The sequence below is a fragment of the Ruegeria sp. CF8 genome, from assembly GCF_056537285.1.
The window spans coordinates 329162-350823 of record NZ_JBQFRG010000002.1 but is presented as its reverse complement, the minus strand read 5'-3'; the positions used below and the strand labels follow the sequence as shown (position 1 = coordinate 350823).

Annotated in this window: 20 protein-coding genes and 1 pseudogene; 4 read left to right on the top strand and 17 right to left on the bottom strand. The window is 54.4% G+C overall.

Annotated features, from left to right (window positions below; translation table 11 throughout):
• Positions 1 to 125: 125 nt before the first annotated feature.
• Together ACR0EV_RS06260 and ACR0EV_RS06255 are read right to left on the bottom strand one after the other, a co-directional pair.
• On the bottom strand, positions 126 to 761 hold the full coding sequence (locus tag ACR0EV_RS06260) for a glutathione S-transferase (RefSeq protein ID WP_480799292.1): 636 nt from the start codon (positions 759 to 761) through the stop codon (positions 126 to 128).
• Between the two features lie 290 nt (positions 762 to 1051).
• Complete coding sequence (locus ACR0EV_RS06255; RefSeq protein WP_480799291.1) at positions 1052 to 1684, bottom strand: tyrosine-type recombinase/integrase; 633 nt, start codon at positions 1682 to 1684, stop codon at positions 1052 to 1054.
• 628 nt (positions 1685 to 2312) lie between these two features.
• On the opposite strand from ACR0EV_RS06255, the gene ACR0EV_RS06250 reads away from it, so the two are divergent.
• The gene (locus tag ACR0EV_RS06250) at positions 2313 to 3770 is read left to right on the top strand and encodes a sulfatase-like hydrolase/transferase (RefSeq protein ID WP_480799290.1); all 1458 of its coding nucleotides are present in this window, start codon (positions 2313 to 2315) and stop codon (positions 3768 to 3770) included.
• 53 nt (positions 3771 to 3823) lie between these two features.
• Here ACR0EV_RS06250 and ACR0EV_RS06245 read toward each other — a convergent pair whose 3' ends face one another.
• From ACR0EV_RS06245 to ACR0EV_RS06205, 9 genes and pseudogenes are all read right to left on the bottom strand, one after another.
• Positions 3824 to 4537: a LysR substrate-binding domain-containing protein gene (locus tag ACR0EV_RS06245; protein WP_480799289.1), complete on the bottom strand. Its 714-nt coding sequence runs from the start codon at positions 4535 to 4537 to the stop codon at positions 3824 to 3826.
• Positions 4538 to 4543: 6 nt separating this feature from the next.
• Positions 4544 to 4906, bottom strand: a pseudogene (locus ACR0EV_RS06240) (site-specific integrase); the annotation flags it as partial.
• 503 nt (positions 4907 to 5409) lie between these two features.
• A complete protein-coding gene (locus ACR0EV_RS06235; RefSeq protein WP_480799288.1) occupies positions 5410 to 5754 on the bottom strand; it encodes a RidA family protein in 345 nt (114 codons plus the stop codon).
• 47 nt (positions 5755 to 5801) lie between these two features.
• Positions 5802 to 6818: a D-cysteine desulfhydrase family protein gene (locus ACR0EV_RS06230; RefSeq protein ID WP_480799287.1), complete on the bottom strand. Its 1017-nt coding sequence runs from the start codon at positions 6816 to 6818 to the stop codon at positions 5802 to 5804.
• Between the two features lie 16 nt (positions 6819 to 6834).
• On the bottom strand, positions 6835 to 7128 hold the full coding sequence (locus ACR0EV_RS06225) for a hypothetical protein (protein ID WP_480799286.1): 294 nt from the start codon (positions 7126 to 7128) through the stop codon (positions 6835 to 6837).
• A gap of 473 nt (positions 7129 to 7601) precedes the next feature.
• On the bottom strand, positions 7602 to 8342 hold the full coding sequence (locus ACR0EV_RS06220; protein WP_480799285.1) for an aspartate/glutamate racemase family protein: 741 nt from the start codon (positions 8340 to 8342) through the stop codon (positions 7602 to 7604).
• Positions 8343 to 8370: 28 nt separating this feature from the next.
• Complete coding sequence (locus tag ACR0EV_RS06215) at positions 8371 to 9609, bottom strand: NAD(P)/FAD-dependent oxidoreductase (RefSeq protein WP_480799284.1); 1239 nt, start codon at positions 9607 to 9609, stop codon at positions 8371 to 8373.
• A 4-nt stretch (positions 9610 to 9613) separates the two neighbouring features.
• Positions 9614 to 11827: a TRAP transporter permease gene (locus tag ACR0EV_RS06210; protein WP_480799283.1), complete on the bottom strand. Its 2214-nt coding sequence runs from the start codon at positions 11825 to 11827 to the stop codon at positions 9614 to 9616.
• A gap of 80 nt (positions 11828 to 11907) precedes the next feature.
• Entirely contained in the window at positions 11908 to 12915 is a 1008-nt protein-coding gene (locus tag ACR0EV_RS06205) for a TAXI family TRAP transporter solute-binding subunit (protein ID WP_480799282.1), read from the bottom strand.
• Positions 12916 to 13043: 128 nt separating this feature from the next.
• On the opposite strand from ACR0EV_RS06205, the gene ACR0EV_RS06200 reads away from it, so the two are divergent.
• The gene (locus ACR0EV_RS06200; protein WP_480799579.1) at positions 13044 to 14012 is read left to right on the top strand and encodes a LysR family transcriptional regulator; all 969 of its coding nucleotides are present in this window, start codon (positions 13044 to 13046) and stop codon (positions 14010 to 14012) included.
• 433 nt (positions 14013 to 14445) lie between these two features.
• Here ACR0EV_RS06200 and ACR0EV_RS06195 read toward each other — a convergent pair whose 3' ends face one another.
• The 5 genes from ACR0EV_RS06195 to ACR0EV_RS06175 all read right to left on the bottom strand — a co-directional run bounded on the left by ACR0EV_RS06195 (position 14446) and on the right by ACR0EV_RS06175 (position 18665).
• The gene (locus ACR0EV_RS06195; protein WP_480799281.1) at positions 14446 to 15324 is read right to left on the bottom strand and encodes a peroxiredoxin family protein; all 879 of its coding nucleotides are present in this window, start codon (positions 15322 to 15324) and stop codon (positions 14446 to 14448) included.
• 120 nt (positions 15325 to 15444) lie between these two features.
• Positions 15445 to 16107 carry a peroxiredoxin-like family protein gene (locus ACR0EV_RS06190; protein ID WP_480799280.1) on the bottom strand — a complete coding sequence of 221 codons (663 nt, stop codon included), beginning with the start codon at positions 16105 to 16107 and terminating at the stop codon, positions 15445 to 15447.
• A 260-nt stretch (positions 16108 to 16367) separates the two neighbouring features.
• The gene (locus tag ACR0EV_RS06185; RefSeq protein ID WP_480799578.1) at positions 16368 to 16982 is read right to left on the bottom strand and encodes an NAD(P)H-dependent oxidoreductase; all 615 of its coding nucleotides are present in this window, start codon (positions 16980 to 16982) and stop codon (positions 16368 to 16370) included.
• A gap of 180 nt (positions 16983 to 17162) precedes the next feature.
• Positions 17163 to 17732: a carboxymuconolactone decarboxylase family protein gene (locus ACR0EV_RS06180; protein ID WP_480799279.1), complete on the bottom strand. Its 570-nt coding sequence runs from the start codon at positions 17730 to 17732 to the stop codon at positions 17163 to 17165.
• 24 nt (positions 17733 to 17756) lie between these two features.
• The gene (locus tag ACR0EV_RS06175; RefSeq protein ID WP_480799278.1) at positions 17757 to 18665 is read right to left on the bottom strand and encodes an MBL fold metallo-hydrolase; all 909 of its coding nucleotides are present in this window, start codon (positions 18663 to 18665) and stop codon (positions 17757 to 17759) included.
• Between the two features lie 152 nt (positions 18666 to 18817).
• Here ACR0EV_RS06175 and ACR0EV_RS06170 point away from each other — a divergent pair, with 152 nt between their 5' ends.
• Entirely contained in the window at positions 18818 to 19720 is a 903-nt protein-coding gene (locus ACR0EV_RS06170) for a LysR substrate-binding domain-containing protein (protein ID WP_480799277.1), read from the top strand.
• 413 nt (positions 19721 to 20133) lie between these two features.
• Here the strand turns inward: ACR0EV_RS06170 and ACR0EV_RS06165 are convergent, their stop codons facing one another.
• Positions 20134 to 21051 carry a LysR substrate-binding domain-containing protein gene (locus tag ACR0EV_RS06165; protein WP_480799276.1) on the bottom strand — a complete coding sequence of 306 codons (918 nt, stop codon included), beginning with the start codon at positions 21049 to 21051 and terminating at the stop codon, positions 20134 to 20136.
• 146 nt (positions 21052 to 21197) lie between these two features.
• Here ACR0EV_RS06165 and ACR0EV_RS06160 point away from each other — a divergent pair, with 146 nt between their 5' ends.
• The gene (locus ACR0EV_RS06160) at positions 21198 to 21476 is read left to right on the top strand and encodes a DUF4242 domain-containing protein (RefSeq protein ID WP_480799275.1); all 279 of its coding nucleotides are present in this window, start codon (positions 21198 to 21200) and stop codon (positions 21474 to 21476) included.
• The last annotated feature ends 186 nt before the right edge of the window (positions 21477 to 21662 follow it).

Below are 21662 nucleotides of genomic sequence, written 5' to 3'. Positions count from 1 at the left end.
GCGTAGCGTAAGTTCCGCCAGCCTCTGATTTTCCGCTCGCAACGAACGGCAGGTCTGATCGGCCACACCGCAGCATCGAAGTTGCCCACTGGGTGGCAGGAGTGGGCCGATACGACTTGTTGCGTTCAGCCGTTAAACCAAATCGGCGCATCGTCTTCTGACCAAGTTGCATACTTTTTCATGACCAGCAGGAACGCTTCACTGTTTAGGAACTGATCCAACCAAGCGACTAAACTTGGCCACTTCTGTGCATCAAACCACGCCCGGTCTATATTTGCAAATTGGCGAACAAATGTCAGAAGAGCTAGATCGGCTAGGGTGGGTCTATCTCCAAAAAGCCAGGCCCGCCCAACTAACCGCTCGTTGAGGTCGAGCAAGTAGACCATCGCTTTCCTGCGTTCCTCATTGAAGTCCAGATCCGGATAACGCGTAGCGTATTTTGTATGATCCAGTGCAGTTTTGAACGGGCCATCATTTGCCGAAATTAGGTCCCAGCCTTCTGGGGGCATGTCCAAAAGCCGCTGCGGATCATTTTGTTGAAGCGCCCAAACCATGATTTCCAGGCTTTCATCTATGACTTTGTCTGGAAGACGAAGCGCGGGCACTGTGCCGGATGGGGATGTTTGCAAGAAAGCGTCTGGCTTGTCCCTCAAGAGAATTTCGCGCAACTCGACTGTTACTCGTGAACTCGCAAGTGCGAGCCTGGCTCTTGTCGCGTAAGGGCAGCGACGAAACGTCCAAAAGATAGGGTTGTTATCCATTCTAGGATTTATCTCCAGAGCTATCTGGCTGGTCAAACCTCCAATCGACTGCCTATTGGAACTCCTGCTTACTGTTTATGGGCAGATAGGTGTGGCGATCCTGCCGTCCCAACAAATAAACGCTGCGACGGTGTCAAAGTCGGCTTTGCGGCTGCGGCAGCAGTATAAATAACGGCCGTTGGACGTCGGCTTGGGGCCGTCTGCATGATCAGATGACAGCGGGGCAGGGTCGTGTGCTGCAACAGCATCGAGGTCTGGAATGAGCGCCCCATGTAGACGGCCCAGAGAAGTTAGATTTCAATGGCTTCAGCAATGGCAAGGGCATCCTCTAGTTCAACACCAAGATACCTGACCGTACTGTCCATCTTTGTGTGTCCCAACAGAAGTTGAACAGCGCGAAGGTTGCCAGTCTTCTTGTAAAACTGGGTCACTTTCGTGCGGCGCATCGAATGTTTGCCGTATGCACTGGCTTCCAGTCCGATTGACGTGATCCAGTCCCGAACAATCCGTGCATACTGGCGCGTCGATATATGAAGGCGCTCATGAAAACGACCTGGCCAAAGATACTCTGATCCGACCATCAATTCGTCTTCCATCCATTTCTCGACGGATGCGCGGGTGCCTTCCGATATCTCAAACCGGACTGGCTTCTGCGTCTTGCTCTGCAGCACTGAGGCGCGTTCCTTGATCTGGCCAGACGCCATAACATCCACAACTTTCATCTTCACAAGGTCGCACCCGCGAAGCTTACTGTCGATTGCCATGTTGAACAGAGCTAGATCACGATGGTTGTCCGCAAATTCAAGCCGCACCCGGATTGCCCAGACGTGCTTTGGCTTCAGCGGTCGTTTCTGGCCAACGATGCGACCTTTGTTCCAGGCTGGGCGAAGCGCGCGAATGGGCGGTAAGTTTGGTGTTTCCATGACTGATCCTCCGATCCGCCACGCCCTCCCAAAGCGACAACCCAACGTTGACACGGACGTCATACCACAGGATGCCGCGTCGCCTCCGATGTCAGCATTAGAGCCAAAGTTACCAGGTGCTGCAGTCCGCGCTAATGACGACCACTCGCAGGAACCGGACTATGCAAAGGTTGATGAAAGGCCCTAAGCCGTCGCTCCTCAATCTTATGTCGAATGGTCAGCTTTGCGCTTCCAAACCGGAACTTAGCTTTCAGATTTTAAGCTGCAACTACATCACGCTCTTTGAAATCCAGGGTTGATGCCTCTGATTAATATAATCAGTTAGACTTGGCCAAGTGCTGCGCGGATTCCATTCAATTTGCATCCGTTGTCGGCAACTAAGAAAAGGTGCGCCGGTAGATGTCGACCCGCATGATATATGTACTTAACCTGCTGCAACAAGCTTGGGTAATTGCAGGCCTGATTGCTGATTCCCTAAGCCATTTTGCAAACTCTGTTCGAACAGGGATTTATTCGAAGCGTCTTTCACATTTGCGTCCAATAGAGTTGATTTCGGGGTTGGCGAAGGACCGGTAACCAACCAAAATATCCAGTATAAAGATGACTACGGCGTGTGAGGGTGGAACCGTTGAAAAACGTATTATGGGTGGTGGCTGACCATCAGGCTTTGGCAAACCGCGAAGTGGCGCCGGACTTGTTCCCGTTACAGTCGCGTTTGCGGTCGCTCGGAACCGAATTCGAAAAGGCTTATACGGTTTTGCCAATCTGTTCACCGGCCCGCGCCAGCATGTTGACCGGTCTTTATCCGCATACACATGGGCTGACCGAGAATGATGGGCGATTTGGCGGACGGGCAGAGTTGGACAATAGCGATCACATGATCCAGCACGATTTCGGCGCGGCGGGCTATCGCTGCGGCTGGTTTGGAAAATGGCACCTCAGTCAGGAGGGATCGGCCACCGATTTCGGCTTTGAAGGTTTTTCTCTGCCCGGCTACGGCTACCCCTACGCAACCATTGAATACCATAGCTACCTGTCTCGATTTCACGAGGGCCCTCTCTGGGCCGAAATAGAAACCCCCGGCGAGGCACGGCTGGAACCCGGACATCGGATCGACATGACCGCGGCCGATGATTGGTTCGAGTTCGAGGCTGGTACGTCCATCCTGCACGGTCCAGAAGAGGTGCATGAGGCATATTTTATTGCCGATCTCGCGAAGACTTGGATTGATGGGCTGAACAAAGAGGAGGCATTCTTTCTGCGTGTCGATGCCTGGGGGCCGCATCCGCCCTACACGATCCCATCGGGGTTCCAATCACCTGTTGATGATGTACCGCTGACCGGAAATCTGAGCCACGATTTGGGAAACAGGCCCTCCCATCACGGGGACTACCGTCAGAAATGGCTGGAAGCGCTGCCAGATGAAGGTCGTAACTGGCCTTTGCTTTCCAAGCGGGCCATTGAACACTGTATCATTGTGGAACGTGCTTTGTTGAGCCTGATTGATCATCTTGAAGCGACAGGCAAGCTTGAGAACACGATCATCGTGTTCTGCGCTGATCATGGCGACGCCGTGGCCTCAAATGGTGGGGTTGTGAACAAAGGCAGCTTGATGGTCGAAGAGACGTTGCGCATTCCGTTGCTGTTCGCCGGGTCTGGTATCCTGAGCGGGCGCAGTCTCCCGTCACTGGCCAGTAGCATCGATATTCCATCCACCTTGGCGGAGCTTTGCAAGGTGCCGGTTCAGAACCAAATGCAAGGAGTGTCTTTGGTCAGTGATCTTACCCAAGAAGGTCAACCTCCTGCGCGCGCGCGACTGATGAGCGAGCACTATGGGTTACACGACTTGATTCCGCAGCGCTGCCTGCATTCGGACGGTTGGAAATACGTAATTCAGACAGACGGGTTTGAAGAGCTCTATGATCTGCGGGCCGATCCTTGCGAGCTGGAAAACCTGGCATTGAATGGTCAACACAAAGATCAGCGCGACGCCATGCGGCGCGCACTTCTGGTTGAAATGGAAACGCTGGAAGATGTCGATCCGCGTTTGGATCGGATTCGCGAGGTTGTTTCTTCAGATGCCTGAATTTTTCAAGTCAGGCGGCGTTTCTGCCGAATGTGCAGCCCACCGACTATCATTCAGAGGCGCAGTTTTTGCGCCTCTTCCTGTGCAAGATGAATGAAGTCCGATACGAATTCATTGGACGTTTCATCGTTGCGGACAGCGGCGTAGAGTTGGAGTTCTATGCCATCCTTGGTCAGGGGTCTTGCGGCATACTCCTTAGACCCGCCCGCCGTTTTTAAGACCCAATCCGGTAAAACCGTGACCCCACGCGTGGATGCGACCAACAACATTATGACCGCCGTTAATTCGACTTGCCTTACATGCGCGGGCTCAATTTTGGCCGGGTTGAGCAGGTGGTTGAATACGTCCAGTCGTTGGCGCTCAACCGGATAGGTGATCAAAGTTTGATCTGCCAGATCTGCAGCCTCAATGAAGGGCTTGTCGGCCAAAGGATGACTGCTGGACGCCACAAACATGGGGGAATAGTCGAACAGCTTGATGAACTCGATGCCGGGAATATCCTCTGGGTCAGAGGACACGACCAGATCGACCTCTTCTTTTTGCAACGCGGGGAGCGCGTTGAACCCCAAGCCCGGTAGGATATCCAAGTCCACATCCGGCCACGACTCTCGGAACACATCCAAAACGGGGAACAGCCATTCGAAACAGGCGTGGCATTCGATTGCGATGTGCAGGCGGCCCAGCCGCCCTTCGCGAAGCCCTGCAAATTCTGTTTGCGTGGCCTCGATCATAGGCAATACCTGATCTGCAAGGCGCAGCAGACGCATAGGCTAAAGATACTCCGAGCCGACCATGAGTTCATCCTCCATCCACTTTTCGACTGATGCACTTGTACGCTCGGAAATCTCGAAGCGGACTGGTTTCTGAGTTTTGCTTTGCAGGACGAAGGCGCGCTCTTTGATCTGTCCCGATGCCATCATGTCGACGACCTTCATCCTCACAAGATCACAGCCGCGAAGTTTACTGTCGATTGCCATATTGAACAGCGCGAGGTCGCGATGGTTCTCGGCCAGTTCAAGTCGAACTCGGATCGCCCAGACGTGCTTTGGCTTCAGCGGTCTTTTCTAGCCAACGATACGTCCTTTGTTCCAAGCTGGGCGAAGCGCGCGAATGGCTGGTAAGTTTGGTGTTTCCATGACTGATCCTCCGATCTGCCATGCCCTCCCAAAGCGACAACCCGACGTTGACGAGGCATCATATCAGAGGGTTGTTGCGCTGCCTCCGAGGTCAGCTGTGAGCCCCAAAGCCGACTCAGGAGATGAGTGCTGAAAGTGTCGTTTAGGGCGGACCAAGGATATTAGTTGCATCGGCTGTAAAATCCACTCCTGATCTTCAGAGTGTGCATTTAGTGCCACGCATTTGTGAGTCGAAATTGGCTGCTAAAGGCTTAGTTGCCTGCAAGAGCGGCATCGAGCGTAGGCTGCCGCCGGAGATCGCCATTGAAGATTTGGTGCGCAGGATGAAGAGCCTTTCTTTTATAAGTTCAACGAGAGTGTTTCGCCCGTCGGTTGTGCCAATGGGACCGCAAATTAAGAACCAGTAGCACTTTTTCGCGAGAAACGACGCATTAAATAAGGACTTATGCCTGCTATACCTAGAATACCGCTTCGCCGATCTTGCGAAAACTCCCGGTAGCGGTTCAATCACAGGCTGCCGTCACAATCATTTCAACCTTCAAAACACTACGGGCAAGTTTAGACTCTCCGCAGGCGCGGGCCGGAGCGTGGCCTTCGGGCACCCATGCGTCCCAAACGGCATTCATCTCAGCAAAATCTGCCATGTCAGCAAGCCATATTTCGCATTTCAGAATACGGGTCTTGTCGCTGCCTGCTTTTGTCAAAAGGTCTTCAATCTTAGTTAAAATGTCGCGTGTTTGTTCAGCTACAGTAGATGCGTCCGATGTTTGGCCGCAAAGATAGGCAACGCAATTGTGTTTGACGATCCGGCTCATGCGTTGGCCGGTTTCGATCCGGGTAATGGTCATATTTCGAGTGCTTCCTGTTAGTGTGTTCTGTAGTGGTTTGAGTGGAGCTAGGATTGGTTGTCTACCAATTCGTTTTGGTACCCAAAGAGTGCAGGCAACCCACCCGTGTGCACCATGACAACTTTCTGCCCGGGTCGAATTTTACCTGCGTTTACCAAATGCAACAATCCAGAGAAAGTCTTCGCGGAATAGACGGGATCAAGGAATATTCCTTCGCTGCGAGCCATCTTTTCCAATGCAGCCCGCGTCCCGCTACCGAGTTTCCCGTAGCCGGGAGGCAGCGCTTCATCCATAATGTTACCCCTGTTATGCAAAGGCGCTGCGTCGATATCCAACAAATCCGCCAGTTTCTGCAGAACGACGTTCATGCGGACCATTTGATTGTCGCTACTCCGTCGTACGCAAACGCCAAACACAGAAGCGGTATTTTCCTCCAAGGCTATTCCAGTCAACAAGCCTCCATGTGTGGCTCCACTGCCTGAGGGTACAACAACCGCATCGATATCAGGCATCTGATAACACAATTCTTGTCCAGCGACGACGTAGCCCAAAGCACCCAAAGGCGGATGGTTTAGTCCCAGATGAATGACATAAGGTGTGCGCCCTTCAGCCTTCAGCTCGTCGGCGCGAGCGTGCAACGCAGCGTCCGCACCGACTTCGTCCTCACCCTTGGGGTAGATCATGTGTTCGGCACCTAGAATTTGTGCCAACAGCACATTCCCAGAGCTGTAGTACGACTCGCCCATATCCGACACACGCTCTTCCAGTTGCAGGACGGATTGTATGCCCAGTTTTGCTGTGGTGGCTGCAACAGACCGAGCAAAGCTTGACTGAACTTTGCCGGTGATTAGAATGGTATCCGCACCTTTCTGAAGGGCATCACCAAAGTAGAACTCAAGCTGCCGCGTTTTGTTTCCGCCAAACCCTAGCCCGGTTAGGTCATCGCGTTTCAACCAAAGGTCGATGCCTAATTCCGAAGACAATCTGTCCAACCGCTCCAAAGGAGTTGGACCTGACACGAAGTGGGCACGAGGAAATCTGTCCAGCTTGTTGTATTGTGTCATCGTCTGCCCTTTGATTTCACACAACCGTAAATGAGCGATGAAAGAGAACGCCGCAAGCTATCAGGGAAACCACGCGGATAGCCGTTGTGACCAAGGTCTTCGGTAAATGGGACCCAACTGCACGACCCAAAAGGCTGCCGATCAGTGTGAGCACGACAAAGCCCCATAGCTGCGGGCCATAGGCAAAGGCTTGCATCTCGGACAGGCTGTGCAACAGGAAGGCGATTCCGTACGCCAGCAGCGCAACGGGTTGAACCAGCCTGGCAACCTCTTCGGCTGGGTGGCCTTTCGCAATCAGCCTGAAAACCATTAGCGGGCCGGGTGTCGCTGCCCAAAACAGTTGCCAGTCCGGACAAGCCGGAAACGGTCGAATACCCTGCTGTTCCAATTGTACGACGCAAGGGCAGCAAGGTCGTCACTAGCCCGATCAGCAATAGGCTGGCCGTGAGGCCAAGGATAAAAGCCTCGCTCTGCCAAGGGTGTACGACAAGGCCCGCGACCACTCCGACGAGGCATCCGATGATGGCTGTGCGAATGGTCTGACGGTCGACCTTCAGCACCTGCCGGTCTGCCGCGACCGCTGAAATGACGGTGTTCAATAGCAGTAGTACTGGAACGGCTGTCGATGTACCAAGCAGGATCATCATTGGTGGTCCGGCAAGGATGCTGAAACCGATGCCGACGCAGACTTGCAGCATTGCGCCGAGGCCGATGGCAAACATCAGGATGGTCAGGTGAACGGACACTTAAACCCTCCAAGCCCCGCGCTATACTGCTGTCCCTCTAGGTCCAAGGCATGATGCCAACATAGGATTTGCGTGTCGCAACGGTGTGCGCCATCTGCGCCAGTGTCGTCAAATCGAAGACCGGAAGCTGCAACTCGTCCTGAAGGCGCGCCGCATAAGGCGGCAAATCGGTGCATTCCAACACCAGTGACCGTATGTCAGGCGCTTGGTGTTGAAGTCGCCGCGCCGCCTCAAGGACTTCAGCCTCAATTAGAGCGGTGTCCATGCGGGTGCGCGTGTTTTGCAGGATCACCTCGGCGAATTCGCTGGTGTCTTCCAATCCTTGCACCGCGACGGGAATGTCCGCCGCACCGACACCCTCGAAATGCTTCGGCGTCAGAGCAGATGCATCTGCGGTCAACACGCCCACCGGGGCATTCGCCCCAGTCATGTGAAAGGCCAGAGGAATCTGTATCAAGCTGGATGCAAAGACAGGTACGGAAACAGCCGCAGCCAACTCCTTTTGAAACAAAGCCAGAAATCCGCAGCTTCCCGTGATTGCCCGAACCCCTTCGGCCTCGAGCCGTTGTGCGCCCTTAATAAAGGGCGCCAGCAGCTCAGGCGTCGGGTTGTTTAGCAGGGTCGGGACGGTGATGCCGTCGATCATTTCGTAAAGAACGGGAAACGGAAGGCTAGACGGATTCTTGATATGCCCGGGCGGTTTGGGGAAATAGCTTTCAAGGCAAAGAACTCCGATCGAAGCCCCGCAGATGTTTTGGCCGCCTTCATAAATTGGCATGGTGCTCAGATCCTTTCGAATAGGGGATTTAGAAACGGGCCAGCGAGAATGAATCCAGGTTGATATTCGGGCTGCGTCCCGAAACCAAATCCGCCACAAGCTCTCCGGTCTTTGGCGCCATCATCAGCCCGTAATGAGAATGGCCGAACGCGGTAAAAAGCCCGTGCTTTCCGTTCAGCGGCCCAATCGCTGGCAGACTATCGGGAAAAGAGGGGCGCTGACCCATCCAGAACTTTGCCTCGCCAGTATTGAGGTCCGGCACCAAAGACTTTGCCTGATCGGTGAGTATCTTTTCCTTTCGCGGATCGGCTGGCGCATCGACACTGCCAAACTCGGCTGTGCCAGCAACCCTCAGACCGCCCTGCATTGAACTTGCGACGACCTTTGCGTCCACATCCATGACAGAGTTGTTCAGCACAGCTGAAGGGGCTGGAAATTCAACGTGGTAACCCCGCTCGGCCACCAACGGTACTGGTATGCCAAGGGGTTTGAGCAAGTCGGCAGACCACACTCCGGCCGCGAGGACAATATTGCGCGCGTGCAGCGTGTCATGTGACGTGGCAAGCTGCCAAATCCCGTCTTCGCTGTGGCTCAGCTTGATGACTTCGGACCGCAAAAACTCAGCCCCTTGCGCAAGTGCTTTTTCGGCCAATACAGCGCCCAAACGCCCGGGAGACGTTGCGCGAGCCTGACCTTTGATCACAATCGCAGCCTTGAGGTCCTTTGACAGCGCCGGTTCCAGGCGCCGCAATTCGACGCCATCGACACGCTCCAATTCACCGCCTTTTTCCCGGCGGATCAGATAGCCAAGATCATTCAGGTTGGCCTGTTCAGGATTGCGGAACGCGTGGATATAGTAACTGTCCGCGATCAACGCATCATGCCCGGTGCCCTGTAGGTGCCGACGATACAGATCAATGGACGGGCGACACAAAATCTCCATCGCATCCGAGACTTCACGAACCGTCTTTTCACCAGACTTCCCTAGAAAGCGCAGCCCCCAAGGGATCATCTTCGGCCAGAAGGACGCCCGGACTGAAAGCGCGCTTTTAGGGTCCAATAGCATCTGGGGCAGCTTTTTCCAAATGCCCGGAACTGCCTGCGGAATGATCGACCAGGGCGATACCACACCTGCATTGCCGAACGAGGTTTCTTGCCCCGGCTCACCCCGGTCGATTAGCCGAACCGGGATGCCTCGGTCTTGCAGCGACAGGGCGCAACAGATACCGACGATCCCGGCGCCGATGATAGTGACTTGTTCTGCCATCGTATCAGGCCGGAGAATGACTGCGGTTGCGGCCGATCAGTTGGGTGACAATGACCGGCGAGGCCACAGCCAGCGCGATCAAGTCAGCCGTAAGGCTGGGTGCGACAAAGATAACCCCCGCGATGGCCATCAGGATACGCGATGCGAAGTTCAGCGGTTTCAACCAGTATCCGACCACGGCTGCGGACAGGGCGATGACCCCGGCGATGCAGCTAGTGGCGGTATAGGTGAATTCCCACAGGTTGAACCCTGTTGAGGACACGAACAATAGGACCGGCGCATAGACGAAGGCCATTGGCGCGATCACCTTACCCAATCCTAGCGTAAAGGCGGACAGGCCTGTTCGGAACGGGTTCGAGTTTGCAATGGCTGCTGCCGCATAAGCCGAGGTGCAGACCGGAGGTGTGATCTCGGACACGACTCCGTAATAAAGAACGAACAGGTGGCTTGCGATCGGCGGGACACCCAGCTGCGCCAGCGCGGGCTGTGCGACCGAGACCAGCATGATGTAAAGCGCAGTGGTTGGGATGCCTGCGCCCATCAGGATGCAAACGATGGCAATGAAGACCAGCGAGATAAACAGTTGCAGGTCTTCCATCGCAAACAACTGCCAGCTGCCGAACGAGATCATGTTATACAGGTCCGCCGCCAGATTGCCCGCGCCTTGTGTCACCATGAATCCGATGCGGAAACCGATCCCAGTTGTGTTGATCACGCCGACCACGATACCGACCGCAGCGGCTGCAGCCCCTACGGCCAGCGAGTATTTCACGCCCAACTCAACCGCTTGCAGCATCTCGGGTACTTCGATGCGTTTCTGCGGGTTCAGCGTGGCGATCACCGACAAGGCACACAGGATCGCTGTCATCGTCAGATCGAACCCACCATCCGAGAATTTCCATAGCACAAAGGCCAGAAACGCCGCGGCATAGATCAGCGTGGGCGGTTGTTTGATGCGCGACATGCCAGCGATCACCGCCAGAGAAATGCCGCAGAAGGCGGACATGAACGGCGTATATCCTGTGAACAGCACGACCAGTAGACCGATCAGAGGTACAATGTTGGCCCAACCTTCAGCCCAGACGGCCTTGAGCTGCGGCAGCTGCTCTTTCGCCAAGCCTTGCAGGTTCAGCTTGCGTGCCATCAGGTGCACCACGGCAAAGACGCCGACATAGTGAAGGATCGCGGGGAAGATCGCGGCGATGACGATGGTGGTATAGGGCACCTCAAGGAACTCGGCCATGATGAAGGCCGCTGCCCCCATGATCGGCGGCGTGATTTGCCCTCCGGCTGACGATGCGGCTTCGACGCCGCCCGCAAAATGGCCGGGGTACCCAAGGCGCTTCATGTTGGGAATGGTCAGCGCGCCGGTCGAAACGGTGTTGGCCACCGAAGAGCCCGAGATCGTGCCGAAGAACGCCGAGGATACCACCGACACTTTTGCCGGCCCGCCGGTATAGCGGCCCGCCAAAATGGTTGCGTTGTCGATGAAGAGTTGCCCCAATCCGGTGCGCTGCGCGATCACGCCGAATAGGACGAAATGGAACACGATGGTCGAGACGACCCAGAGGGTGACGCCATAGATGCCTTCCTGCGGGAAATACATCGACGACACGAAGGTTTTGAAGTTCACACCTGGATGCTGCAGCAAGCCGGGAAAGTACGGACCCAACAGAGCGTATGAGATAAACACACAAATGATCAGTGGCAGCACCCAACCCAGCGTGCGGCGGGCGATGTCCAGAACCAACAGGATGATTACTACGCCCAAAACCACGTCAAAAGTGTTCGGGTTGCCCATTCGGAATGTCTGTTCCTCGATCCCCAGAAACGGAATGCCGCGCCAGGCGACCCCAACATACAGCGCTGCAATGATCCCCAGCGCCATGAAGACCAAGTCGTACAGAGGGATGTTGCCGATACGGAACCGGCTGACCTTGAGCGCATAGAGGTTTTTGGAACCAAATATCGGAATTGTCGCGTAGACCAGAATGAATAGCAGCGCCAGATAGATACCCATGTGCCAATGGTCGGCTGGCAGGCCGAAACCGGCTGTGAAGAATTCGTAGAACGCAAGGATCAGGGCAACAACCCGCAGTACCTTGCCTGCGGTGGGCGTGACTTGCCGTACGGCGGCGCCTTCGTCGAACTGTTCTTCGATGGCGGCCAGTTCCTCGGCCGTCAGTTCGTGGTCATCAAGTTTCTGGGTCTCGGACATGATGGCCCCCCGATTTCGCATAATTCCAGAGTGCGGTGCCCCGAGCAGGGGCACCGACGACAAGTGTCAGTAAGCTACGATTACTGAAGCAGACCGGCTTCTTTATAGAATTTCTCGGCTCCAGGATGCAGAGGCACACCCAGCGCCTCGACACCATCCAGCGCCGTATCGGGAGTGATCTGCTTGCCTTTGGCGTGACCATTGTCCAGCAGCTTGCGGGTATTGTCGTTCCACAGCGCCTTGGTCAGGCCGTAGACCAGTTCGTCAGACAATTCCGAAGAAACAACCAGCATTGCACTGACCGCCGGGGTCTTGGTTTCACCGTCGATACCGTCATAAACGCCACCTGGGATGGTCGAGGGGATGTATGCCGGGATAATCTCGTTGATCTTCGCCATGTCCTCGTCGCTGAAGGAGTGCAGGTTCATTCCCTTGGTTGACGACAGCTGCACCATCGCGGCAACAGGCCAGCCTGCAGCGTAGAAATAAGCATCCAACTGACCGTCAGCCAGACGCTCGGCGCTTTGGCTGTTGTTCAGTTCGGCCTCATCCATGTTGTCACGGTTGACGCCCCAAGCATCCAGCATTTGCAGCACGGCAACCTGTGTACCGGAACCGGCTTGCGCGATGCCGACGCGCTTGCCTTCAAGATCGCTCAGATCGTTGATTGTCTCACCGGCAGGCAGAACCAAGTGGAGGTCTTCGGGGAACAGGTTGGCCACGATGCGAAGATTGGGGTGAGGTTTGCCCTCGAACTTGCCCTCACCCAGATACATCGAGCGGGTGACGTCAGCTGCGGCCAGGCCGGCCTCAAGCTCTCCGTTCTGAACGGCGGCGTTGTTGAACACCGACGCGGTGGTGGATTGAGCGATAGCAATCAGGCCCGGTACGCCGCACTGGCCGCCTTCTTCGCAGGGGCGCGAACCCGGAGGGGCGGAGATTCCATTTGCGATAGTGCCGCCGATGGGGAAGTAAGTTCCGCCTGCGCCGCCCGTGCCGATGCGGAAAAAAGTTGGGTCTTGCGCCAGCGCAGGGGCGGCAAGCGCTCCTGCCAGAGCCAGTCCCGTCAAACATTTCACAAATTTCATCATCATCTCCCTTTTTGGATCGTCGGATTCGGTTGGGCCGAATTTCGATCCTGCAAGCGTAGTAGCAAATTTAATAAATACAAATTTGTAATATTTCACAAAACTAAGGTTTTATTTATATATTGACCATGAACCTTATGCAGTTGACCGTTTTTCGCGAGGTGATGGAGACCGGCTCTATCTCTCAAACCGCCAAAAAACTGAACCGCACCCAGCCTGCGATCAGTTTGGCCTTGAAGAACCTTGAAAAGACCCTTGGCCTGACACTATTCGAGCGTAAGGGACGGCGATTGATCCCGGTTCCCGAAGCGCATTACCTGTTGGCCGAAACAACAGGTATTCTGGACCGGCTAGCAACGATTTCCAGCACAATGGAGGGCCTGATCAAAGGACATTCCGGCAGCCTCAACATTGCCACTATGCCAGGGCCGTCCGCCTTCTTGTTCCCTCGCTACATTAGCCAATCCGTCGGCGAGAACCCTGAGATACGCATAACATTATCTACGCGCAGTTCGCCTCAGATTATGGAGCTCGCGGGCACGCAGAATATTGATTTCGGCTTCGCAGACTTCGAACATTCCGCCGGGAAAGAGCCTCAGTATTCAACAGAACTGATCCGGGCAGATTGCTTTTGCGCCGTTGACCGTGACAGCCCCCTTGCTTCAAGCAGGACCGTATCCATTTTCGATCTCGACGGGGTGCCTATGGGTGGATTGCATGCTACACACCCGTTCCAGCGCAAAATTCGACAAGAGTTTCAAGATGTTTCAGCTGACTACAACCCAACAGTGACCTGTCAGTACTTTCTACCCTTGATACCATTTGTGAGCTCAGGTCAGTGTTACTCGATCGTGGATCCCTTAACCGTAGCGACTGAACGAGAACTAAACCTGTCCAACGGAAAAGTCGCGTTTGTGCCCTTCAAGAAACCGCTCAGATATGAGTACGCGCTTCTTGAGCCCGATCACCGACCACCGTCTCAACTTGCTTTAAAGATCAAAGCGGGCTGGAAAGCCGAAGTACTAAAGATGTTGGCAAGGGTGAGTGCCAACCCTTATGCAATTGGGATAGATGAAACAGGAAACGAGCAAAGCTGAATAGGATTGTTCTACAATAAGAAAACTGATCGGAGGGAAAATCGACTTAAATCGACTTGCGACAATTGGACGAATGTCAGCCTTAGGATCGGAATCTCCAGTTTCTTGGATCGGACCTAAGGTTGGCTTTTTCCACATCAGGTGAACTCGAAGACTTCGAGATTTTGCATTTGCAGCGAAAGGCAGCTTCGACGGACCGCATCACAGCATTACCTCCAAGCGATGAACGGCGGCTAAGGGCCGTCCACAACTGAGCGAAGCGGGGCAGTCGAAGAGACGCCTCAATCGCACCGACGTCAGTATTAAACCCTCTTTTACCATTGCTGCAAATTGGGGGAACGTCTGCCACTATGGACCATTGCCTCGAGACCTTATGGACGATTTAAGTACCGCGCGGGAGCGCGCGGCACTTGGTTTCGACAGATTGTGACAATTACGCTGCTGAAAAGGTCCGAACGCTGCCTCGTGGTTCGAAGACATGCAGGAACGTGTCGGGATGAGGGCGAATGCGGTAGTTGTCCGTCTCATCACCGAATATCACATTGCCGGCTTCATCAAGTGCAATGACAGTCGCTTTTACGGTATCGATGGGGTAGCCCGGCATACCAGAAGGAGCGCCACCTAAATCTTCGATACCCAGGATCCTGGCTGCGGCCAGATCGTTGTCCTGGAAAATCTCGAAATGCGCAGGCAGATCCAGGTCCTTGGCGAGCTTCGTAGAGTTCTTGACGCCCTGATTTGAGATGAACTTCACCTTTACACCTGCCTTCGCCAGTTGATCAGCCTTTGCTTTCACCTCTTTGAGCTGGTTCATGCAGAATGGGCACCAATTGGCTCGGAAGAACACCAGCAGGGCTTTTTCACCCGCGAAGGCCGCGGATGTTATGTTGGTTTCATCCAGACGTTGTAGCGGCAGATCGGGCAGCGCTTCACCTTTAACGATGGCAGCGCTTGGCTTGCGGCCATAGTTCGAAAATATGTGGATATACCATTGCATGGTGATGGCACCGTACAGCGCCAGTCCCACGGCCACGTATTCGCTGGTGGCCGTGAAGCCACCGCGCGCACTGATTTGGTAGACCACCCAAGCCACCGCGGCCAGGTTGATCAGTTGGATGACAGGCAGGTTCTTAGAGGTCCGGGAAATACCCAACGCGCCAGCCAGCACCATCAGGAAGAACGGCATGGTGAACGTCGCAAAGAATGTCCCGATCCAGATTGGATCGAAGCCTGACAGGTAGAACATGACGGCCGAGCCGACCCCTGACAGCATGTTCGACATGATATACGGGAGAATAAGTTTACCCTTCATTTTCTTGGTCCTTTCGAGGTCCGGTAGAGTTGCCTGCGGTGGCTCATTGGCCAGTACTTGCGCGGGAAACTCGATGAGGTTGAGTGGCGCGCGGCTCATTACGCGAGACGCGCGACCAATTTAGGCGGTGGTTGTTGCTGCCAGACTGTCGAGAACAGGAAACAGGTCCGCAGGTTCAGGACGGCGGGTGTAGTCGGGGTTCACTTCCGCATAGGCAATGTTGCCATCGGTATCGACGACATAACGTGCAGGCATAGGAAGGTTCCACTGACCATCGCCATGGATGCGCGGCAGGTGGACGCCAAAGCCGTCGTGAACTGGGATGACGTAATCTTGCAGTGTCCAACGGATGCCGAGTTTTGCGGCCAACTCGCCGTTTTTGTCTGTCAAAATCGGAAAGCTTAGTGCGTTGTCTTTCTGGGACTTCCGGCTGTCAGCAGCCCCTTGCATGGAAATTGCAACCAGCGTCGCTCCGCGCGCACGAATTTCCGCTGCAACTTCTTCAAGCGCTTTCAGCTCGATGTTGCAATACGGGCACCAGACACCGCGATAGAAGGTCATAACGACCGGGCCTTCGGCAAGCAGGTCTTTCAGAGAGACTTCTTTGCGGTCCGAGTCCGTCAACACGAAATCAGGCATAGTTTCGCCGGCTTTCAGAGCGCTTTCGGCCTGGCCGCTGTCGATTAGTTCTTGGGTCGATTTGGCGAAGGCTTCAAAAGCGCCTTCTGGGGCCATGGTTTTGAATTGGGCTTTGAAACCGTCGAGTTGGTCTTGGAGGGTCATAGCGTTTTCCACTTCTTAGGTGCGTTCTGCGGCTGGTCGTGAGGTCATTTGTGCCGCCTGTTGGTAATATTGGTCAGTTGGGAAAACGGTGGTAGCTGGCCAAATTGTGTAATGGTTATTCAGAAAGTGAATGATCTGTATTCGGACTTCCATTTGGAAAATTAGGCCTGCACAACGAAAGAGCGCCGCGCAAACAGCGCGGCGCTCACTTTCTGAAACTTCTGGTTGCAGCCAATTCGATGGCAGCGCGTGACGATGTGTCAAACGACTTTGATCACATCATCAATAGGACGACGGGTTCGCGGGAATGACGCAAACGGATCCCCTTCATCACGGTATCCGAATGCAATGCCGACAGTTGTTGTGAACTGGGTTCCCGTTAAACCAAGAGTTTCGTCAAACCCTTGCGGATCGACTCCCTCCATCGGGCAGGCGTCGACCTTGAGCATCGCAGCAGCAGTAACAGCACATCCCAAGGCGACGTAAACCTGTCGCGCATTCCAATTGTCCGCTGCCGTAGCCTCTCTGCTTGCGACGCTCTTTGTCACCATTTCTCGGAATGGATGCAGCACTTCCGGGGATACTCCACGTTCGACTTGAAGCAGATCGACATGGCGAGACACGTCCTCTGTCGATGTGGCCTTGCGACGGGCCAGCACAACGAACAACGCGCTGTCTTCGATCTTGGATCTGTTTGCTGGCACGAAAGAACCAAGGGTTTTGCGTATCTCAGGGTCGTCAATCACAACGAATTTCCATGGCTGTAGACCATAGGATGAAGGAGCGAGGCGAAGAGTTGCCAAGAGGGCGTCGTGGTCCTCCCGCGTAAGCTTCTTCGAGCTGTCAAAAGCCTTGGTGGCGTAGCGCCAATTCATCCCATGGACTACCGCGTTTGCACTTATCTGAGACATTATTTTAAGCTTTCTGGTTTGTTCAGTGCCCTTGGCTGGTCCAACGCAAATTCGGTCACATAGGGTCAGTTCGATTGGGCGGCAGACGTTCGCCCCGGCGAGCCGAACACTCCGGAACAGCAGGGTGGCGAGAGGTATTCTTGCTTACTCTACCGCTACGGTGGATTTGGGGTCCCATGCCATCGGCTCGAAAGCTTTGTCGAGCGGCGGGTTCACTATATGAGTCGTATAGTTGGACAAGACTTTGAGGGCGGTCCCAGCAATGACTTCCAGAACGGTCTGCTTTGTATACCCGGCTCCGACAAGGGCATCGACCTGCTCATCGCTGGCCCATCCACGTGTTTCGTTGATTGTTTCGGCGAAGATGCGGAGCGCTTCGAGTTTGGGGTCCGCAATTGGAGCGCCCGCCCGCAATGCCTCGATAACACTGTCATCCACCCCAGCCATCTTCGAAACCGCCGTGTGTGCGGCCATGCAATAGGTGCAGCCGTTCAGACGGTTGTTCGTCATCAGAATGATTTCGCGTTCGGTTGGCGTCAAATCAGTCTTCTCGAAAATGCCCATCATGGTCATGTAGCTTTCGACCAGAACGGGGGATTCAGCCATCGTGGCCATCAAATTTGGAACAAAGCCCATTTTGCCTTTAATCGCAGAGAGGATAGGTTTGGACCCTTCCGGGGCCGTGTCTACCGTGTGCTGGGAGTACGTTGTCATTTGCTGTTCCTTTGAAGATTGGGGTTAGAGGGGTTGGAAATTGAACCCGAAGCCTTTGCGCTCCACGCGGCCCAAGCCGGGCTTCGTGACATGTGCCGCTCCCATGAGCAGGCCATCGGTGGCGATCATGTCGAGCATGGAAACCCGCGTGGCCACGGCCAGCTCACCGTCAACGTCCAATGCCCACCCGTAGTTCGGATTGGCAAAATGCACGTCTTCATGAACCGTCAGGTCTCCAACAACAATGAACTGCTCGCGCCCACCATCGAGAACGATGGCTGTATGACCGGGCGTGTGACCCGGCGCAGGCAAGACACTCACGCCATCGCCCAGATTGGCTGATCCGCTATGGAGGAAGACGTTACTTTTGATGACATCCGAAAGCGACTGAACGTTGTCCACCATAGGCTGCATCGGTTTCGGTGCGGTGGTTGCGAAACCAACGGCATTCCAGAAGTTCCATTCGGCGGCGGCAATGTGAATTTGAGCGTCCGGAAATGCCAACCGATCACCGATGGCAAGACCACCAACGTGATCCGGATGCATGTGCGTGATCACGATGTCGGTTACCTCCTCTGCTGAGATACCAGCTGATGTGAGGTCCCCTGGCAGTTCGCCAACTGTTGGAAAGGCGTTCGTGATGAATTCACTGGTGCCTGCACCCGCGTCGAACAGGATAGTACGGCTCCCAGCCCGATACGCGTAGGTGTTGGCGGCGATCCGAGCCGGATCACCGATCTGCGCCTTCACGCTGTCAGGCGTTCCCAGAAACATGCTGGCAGGCATATCGAAGTGACCATCGGAGAGAGCAACGATCTGCTTTTCACCAACGCTGATGCTTGTGGCAGTAACCGCCTTTGGGGCCAACGCAAGCGTCGCCCCGGCAAGTGAAGTGCTAAGAAAATGCCGTCTGCTCATCAACGAGTTTGCCATTTCGAATGTTCCTTCTCCGAAAGCTTTTGCGCCTACAGTTTCCAAGTAATGATCGGTGGGATATGCGGGTCGCCGCAGGTGCACTCAAATGTTGCTCATAAGGGGACTGAAGGGTAGATTGCCAAAAAGCCTAACAGTTATTCGAAATGTGAATGTCCGACAATTTCTCAACGCTGCGTTTGTTCTCGCGAGTTGCGCGCACCGGTAGCTTTACCGCTGCGGGAAAAGAAACCGGCAAGTCCCAGCCTTCGGTTTCCCGGATCATATCCAACCTTGAAACAGATCTCGGGGTGCAGCTGTTTGTGCGCTCCACCCACGCCGTCCGGCTGACTGAAGCCGGGGAAGAATACCTGACGCGCATCGAGTCGATCCTGTCCGACATTGAAGAAGCAAACCACTTTGTGCGGGGCACGGGCGAGCTGCGCGGTCGTCTGCGGGTCGGCGCGCCAGCCAGCTTCGCGCAAAGAGAGATCATTCCCGCCCTGCCACCATTTCTGGACCAACATCCCAAGCTGAAAGTGGATCTTGTTCTGACCGACTCGATGCAGAACTTGATTGACGAGGCTATCGACGTAGCCATCCGATTTGGTCCGCTGGACGACTCAACAATGGTCGCGCGAAAGTTGGGCGCAACGCCCAGAGTTGTTGTAGCAGCGCCGTCTTATCTGGAAAAAGCTGGCAGCCCAAAGCAGCCCACCGATTTGGTGAATCATAAAATCGTCCTCGGCCCATCAAGTATTGGAAAGGCGGGTTGGAGCTTTGAAAAGGATGGAAAGGTCCAGTCCATTCGTGTCGAAAGTCAACTGATGATCTCCGTCAACGAAAGCACGACCACCGCCGCCGCTTCCGGTATGGGTGTTATCAGCACGTCGTACTGGAGTTGCAGAAACGAGCTGGAGGCAGGAACCCTCGTTCAATTGCTGTCGGATTGGAAAATCGGGACTGTTGATGTGAACGCATTGCTGGCAGGTGGTCGTCATTCGAAACCTTCTGCCCGCGCCTTTACAAGGCACTTGCAGGAGGCCTTAGCGCAGAGAGGTAGCGCTTTCGAATAGGATAGCCGAAATTCTGCAATTGTCCGAACTGTAGAGTTTAGCCGGTCTCTGATTTTGCGCTTGCAGCGAACGGCAGCTTCGACGGACCGCGTTGCAGCATCGGTTGGCAAAGCTCAATGGCCGGTTTGGGCCGGTTGGATGTGTCGTGGAAAACGGGGCAGCGGCTTGTGCTGATTCTGCACCGAGGTCTACAAAGAGCCCACTTTGACCGACGCAGCGCGATGCTCCAATTAAAGCAATGCGCAGAGAGCTGACTTTGCAAAGTCCACTGAACGGCTAGCAGTAGACGACAAATTCCAAGCATCCTTGCCCCTTGGCCGCCCGCCATAGAAGACACCTGCGAGCCACGCGAAGACTGTTAGACTTGAGTCACCTACGAGCCAGCAAAACCACTAGCCTTCGACTTGCAAAACCTAAGTCTCGTGCTTGTAGCCATTAATCCAGTCCTGGGTGTCTCTGGCCTCGCGTTTGACCCACTCCACAAATCGACGAAGCTGAGGGCGTTGCGAGGTTTGTTCGCGAAGGCGCATTCGAAATGGCTTTGGTGCTGCTAATCCTTTCTCAGCTGGGTAGGGAAGCACCAAGAATCCACTTTCCAGATCGCCTTTTATCAAAGAAATACCGCACAAGAGAAACCCCACGTCCTTTTTGACCGCTTCAAGGGCCATCTCTGCTCGCTTGTAGTACGGTCCTCGTTCGGCACCGGTCCGTCGCATTCCGAACGTTTGGAACCACTCACGAAATCCCGGCCTGTCCTCTTCACTTCTGTTTTCTTCCAAATGAAGAAGTGGCATCCCCTCCATTTCGTGTTCGGCGTCGTAGTCGGCTATTCTCCGTAAGTTGTCCGGGCTGCAAACAGGAACAAGATAGTCTGTGAAAAGCGGCTCCCCTTTTGCATAATCGCCGTATTCGACACGAATATCTGGTGCTCCCATTCGCATCGGGACGTCGCCAGCGCCGTTGATACAGAAAAGAATGTTCGGGTGGTCTTCGCGAAATTTCGGCAACCGAGGAGCCAGCCACAATTCTGACCAATCCGGGTCTGCGACGATGTGAAGCTCGCTTACTCTCTGAAAATCGAGGGTCGCGGACACGCGCTCAAGCGCTGAAAAAGCAGTGTGGAGATCTGTCAGTGCTTCCGCCAGTTCGGGCGTCGGGTGCAAGCCGGATCTTCCACGAACCAATAAGTCTGTCCCAAGGTAGTCTTCCAGAGCACGAATCCTCTGGCCAACCGCGGCTGGTGTTATACCCAGATCGTTTGCGGCTGCTTTCAGTGAACCGGTACGAAGGGCTACCTCGATGGCTTGAAGGGACTTTAGATGTGTAGCCATGAGTATTTAGTAAAGATTTTCTTTCGATGGCGCAATATTCCGCACTACTGAGGCAGATTTTCTTTAGTACGGCAAAGAAAATTTAGTTCGGATTTTCGAAGTCTGAATGCCACAATCTTTCTACGCTGCAAAACGGAGGTATAGAAATGCTGAAGAGATTTGTAATCGAACGAGACATACCCGGCATCGGAGATTTTTCGTTAACCGAGCTTTGCGCCGCATCTCGTGCTTCAAATAAGGCCCTTGCTGACGTTGGTCCATCGATTCAATGGCAACATTCCTATGTTGCTGGAGACAAGACATTTTGCATTTACCTGGCTGAAAGTGAGGCCGAGATTCAAGAGCATTCTGAATTGTCGGGCATTCCTGTAGGAAAGATAACCGAAGTTCCACAAATCATCGACCCGCTTACCGCGAACAACTAATACAAGAGGTGCTCATGCGGCGACCATCCCTTGCTGGTTGCCGCACTGCAATTGTCGGTTTTTGCCTTCCAAATGTAGACCGGCGACAGCCAAACTCAGTAGTTTTGCGCAGTAACGCGAACGAAACTGACATCTAAACTCCCAATCAGGGCTGGCAGCTTAAATTGCCAGGTTGAGCGTGCGGAA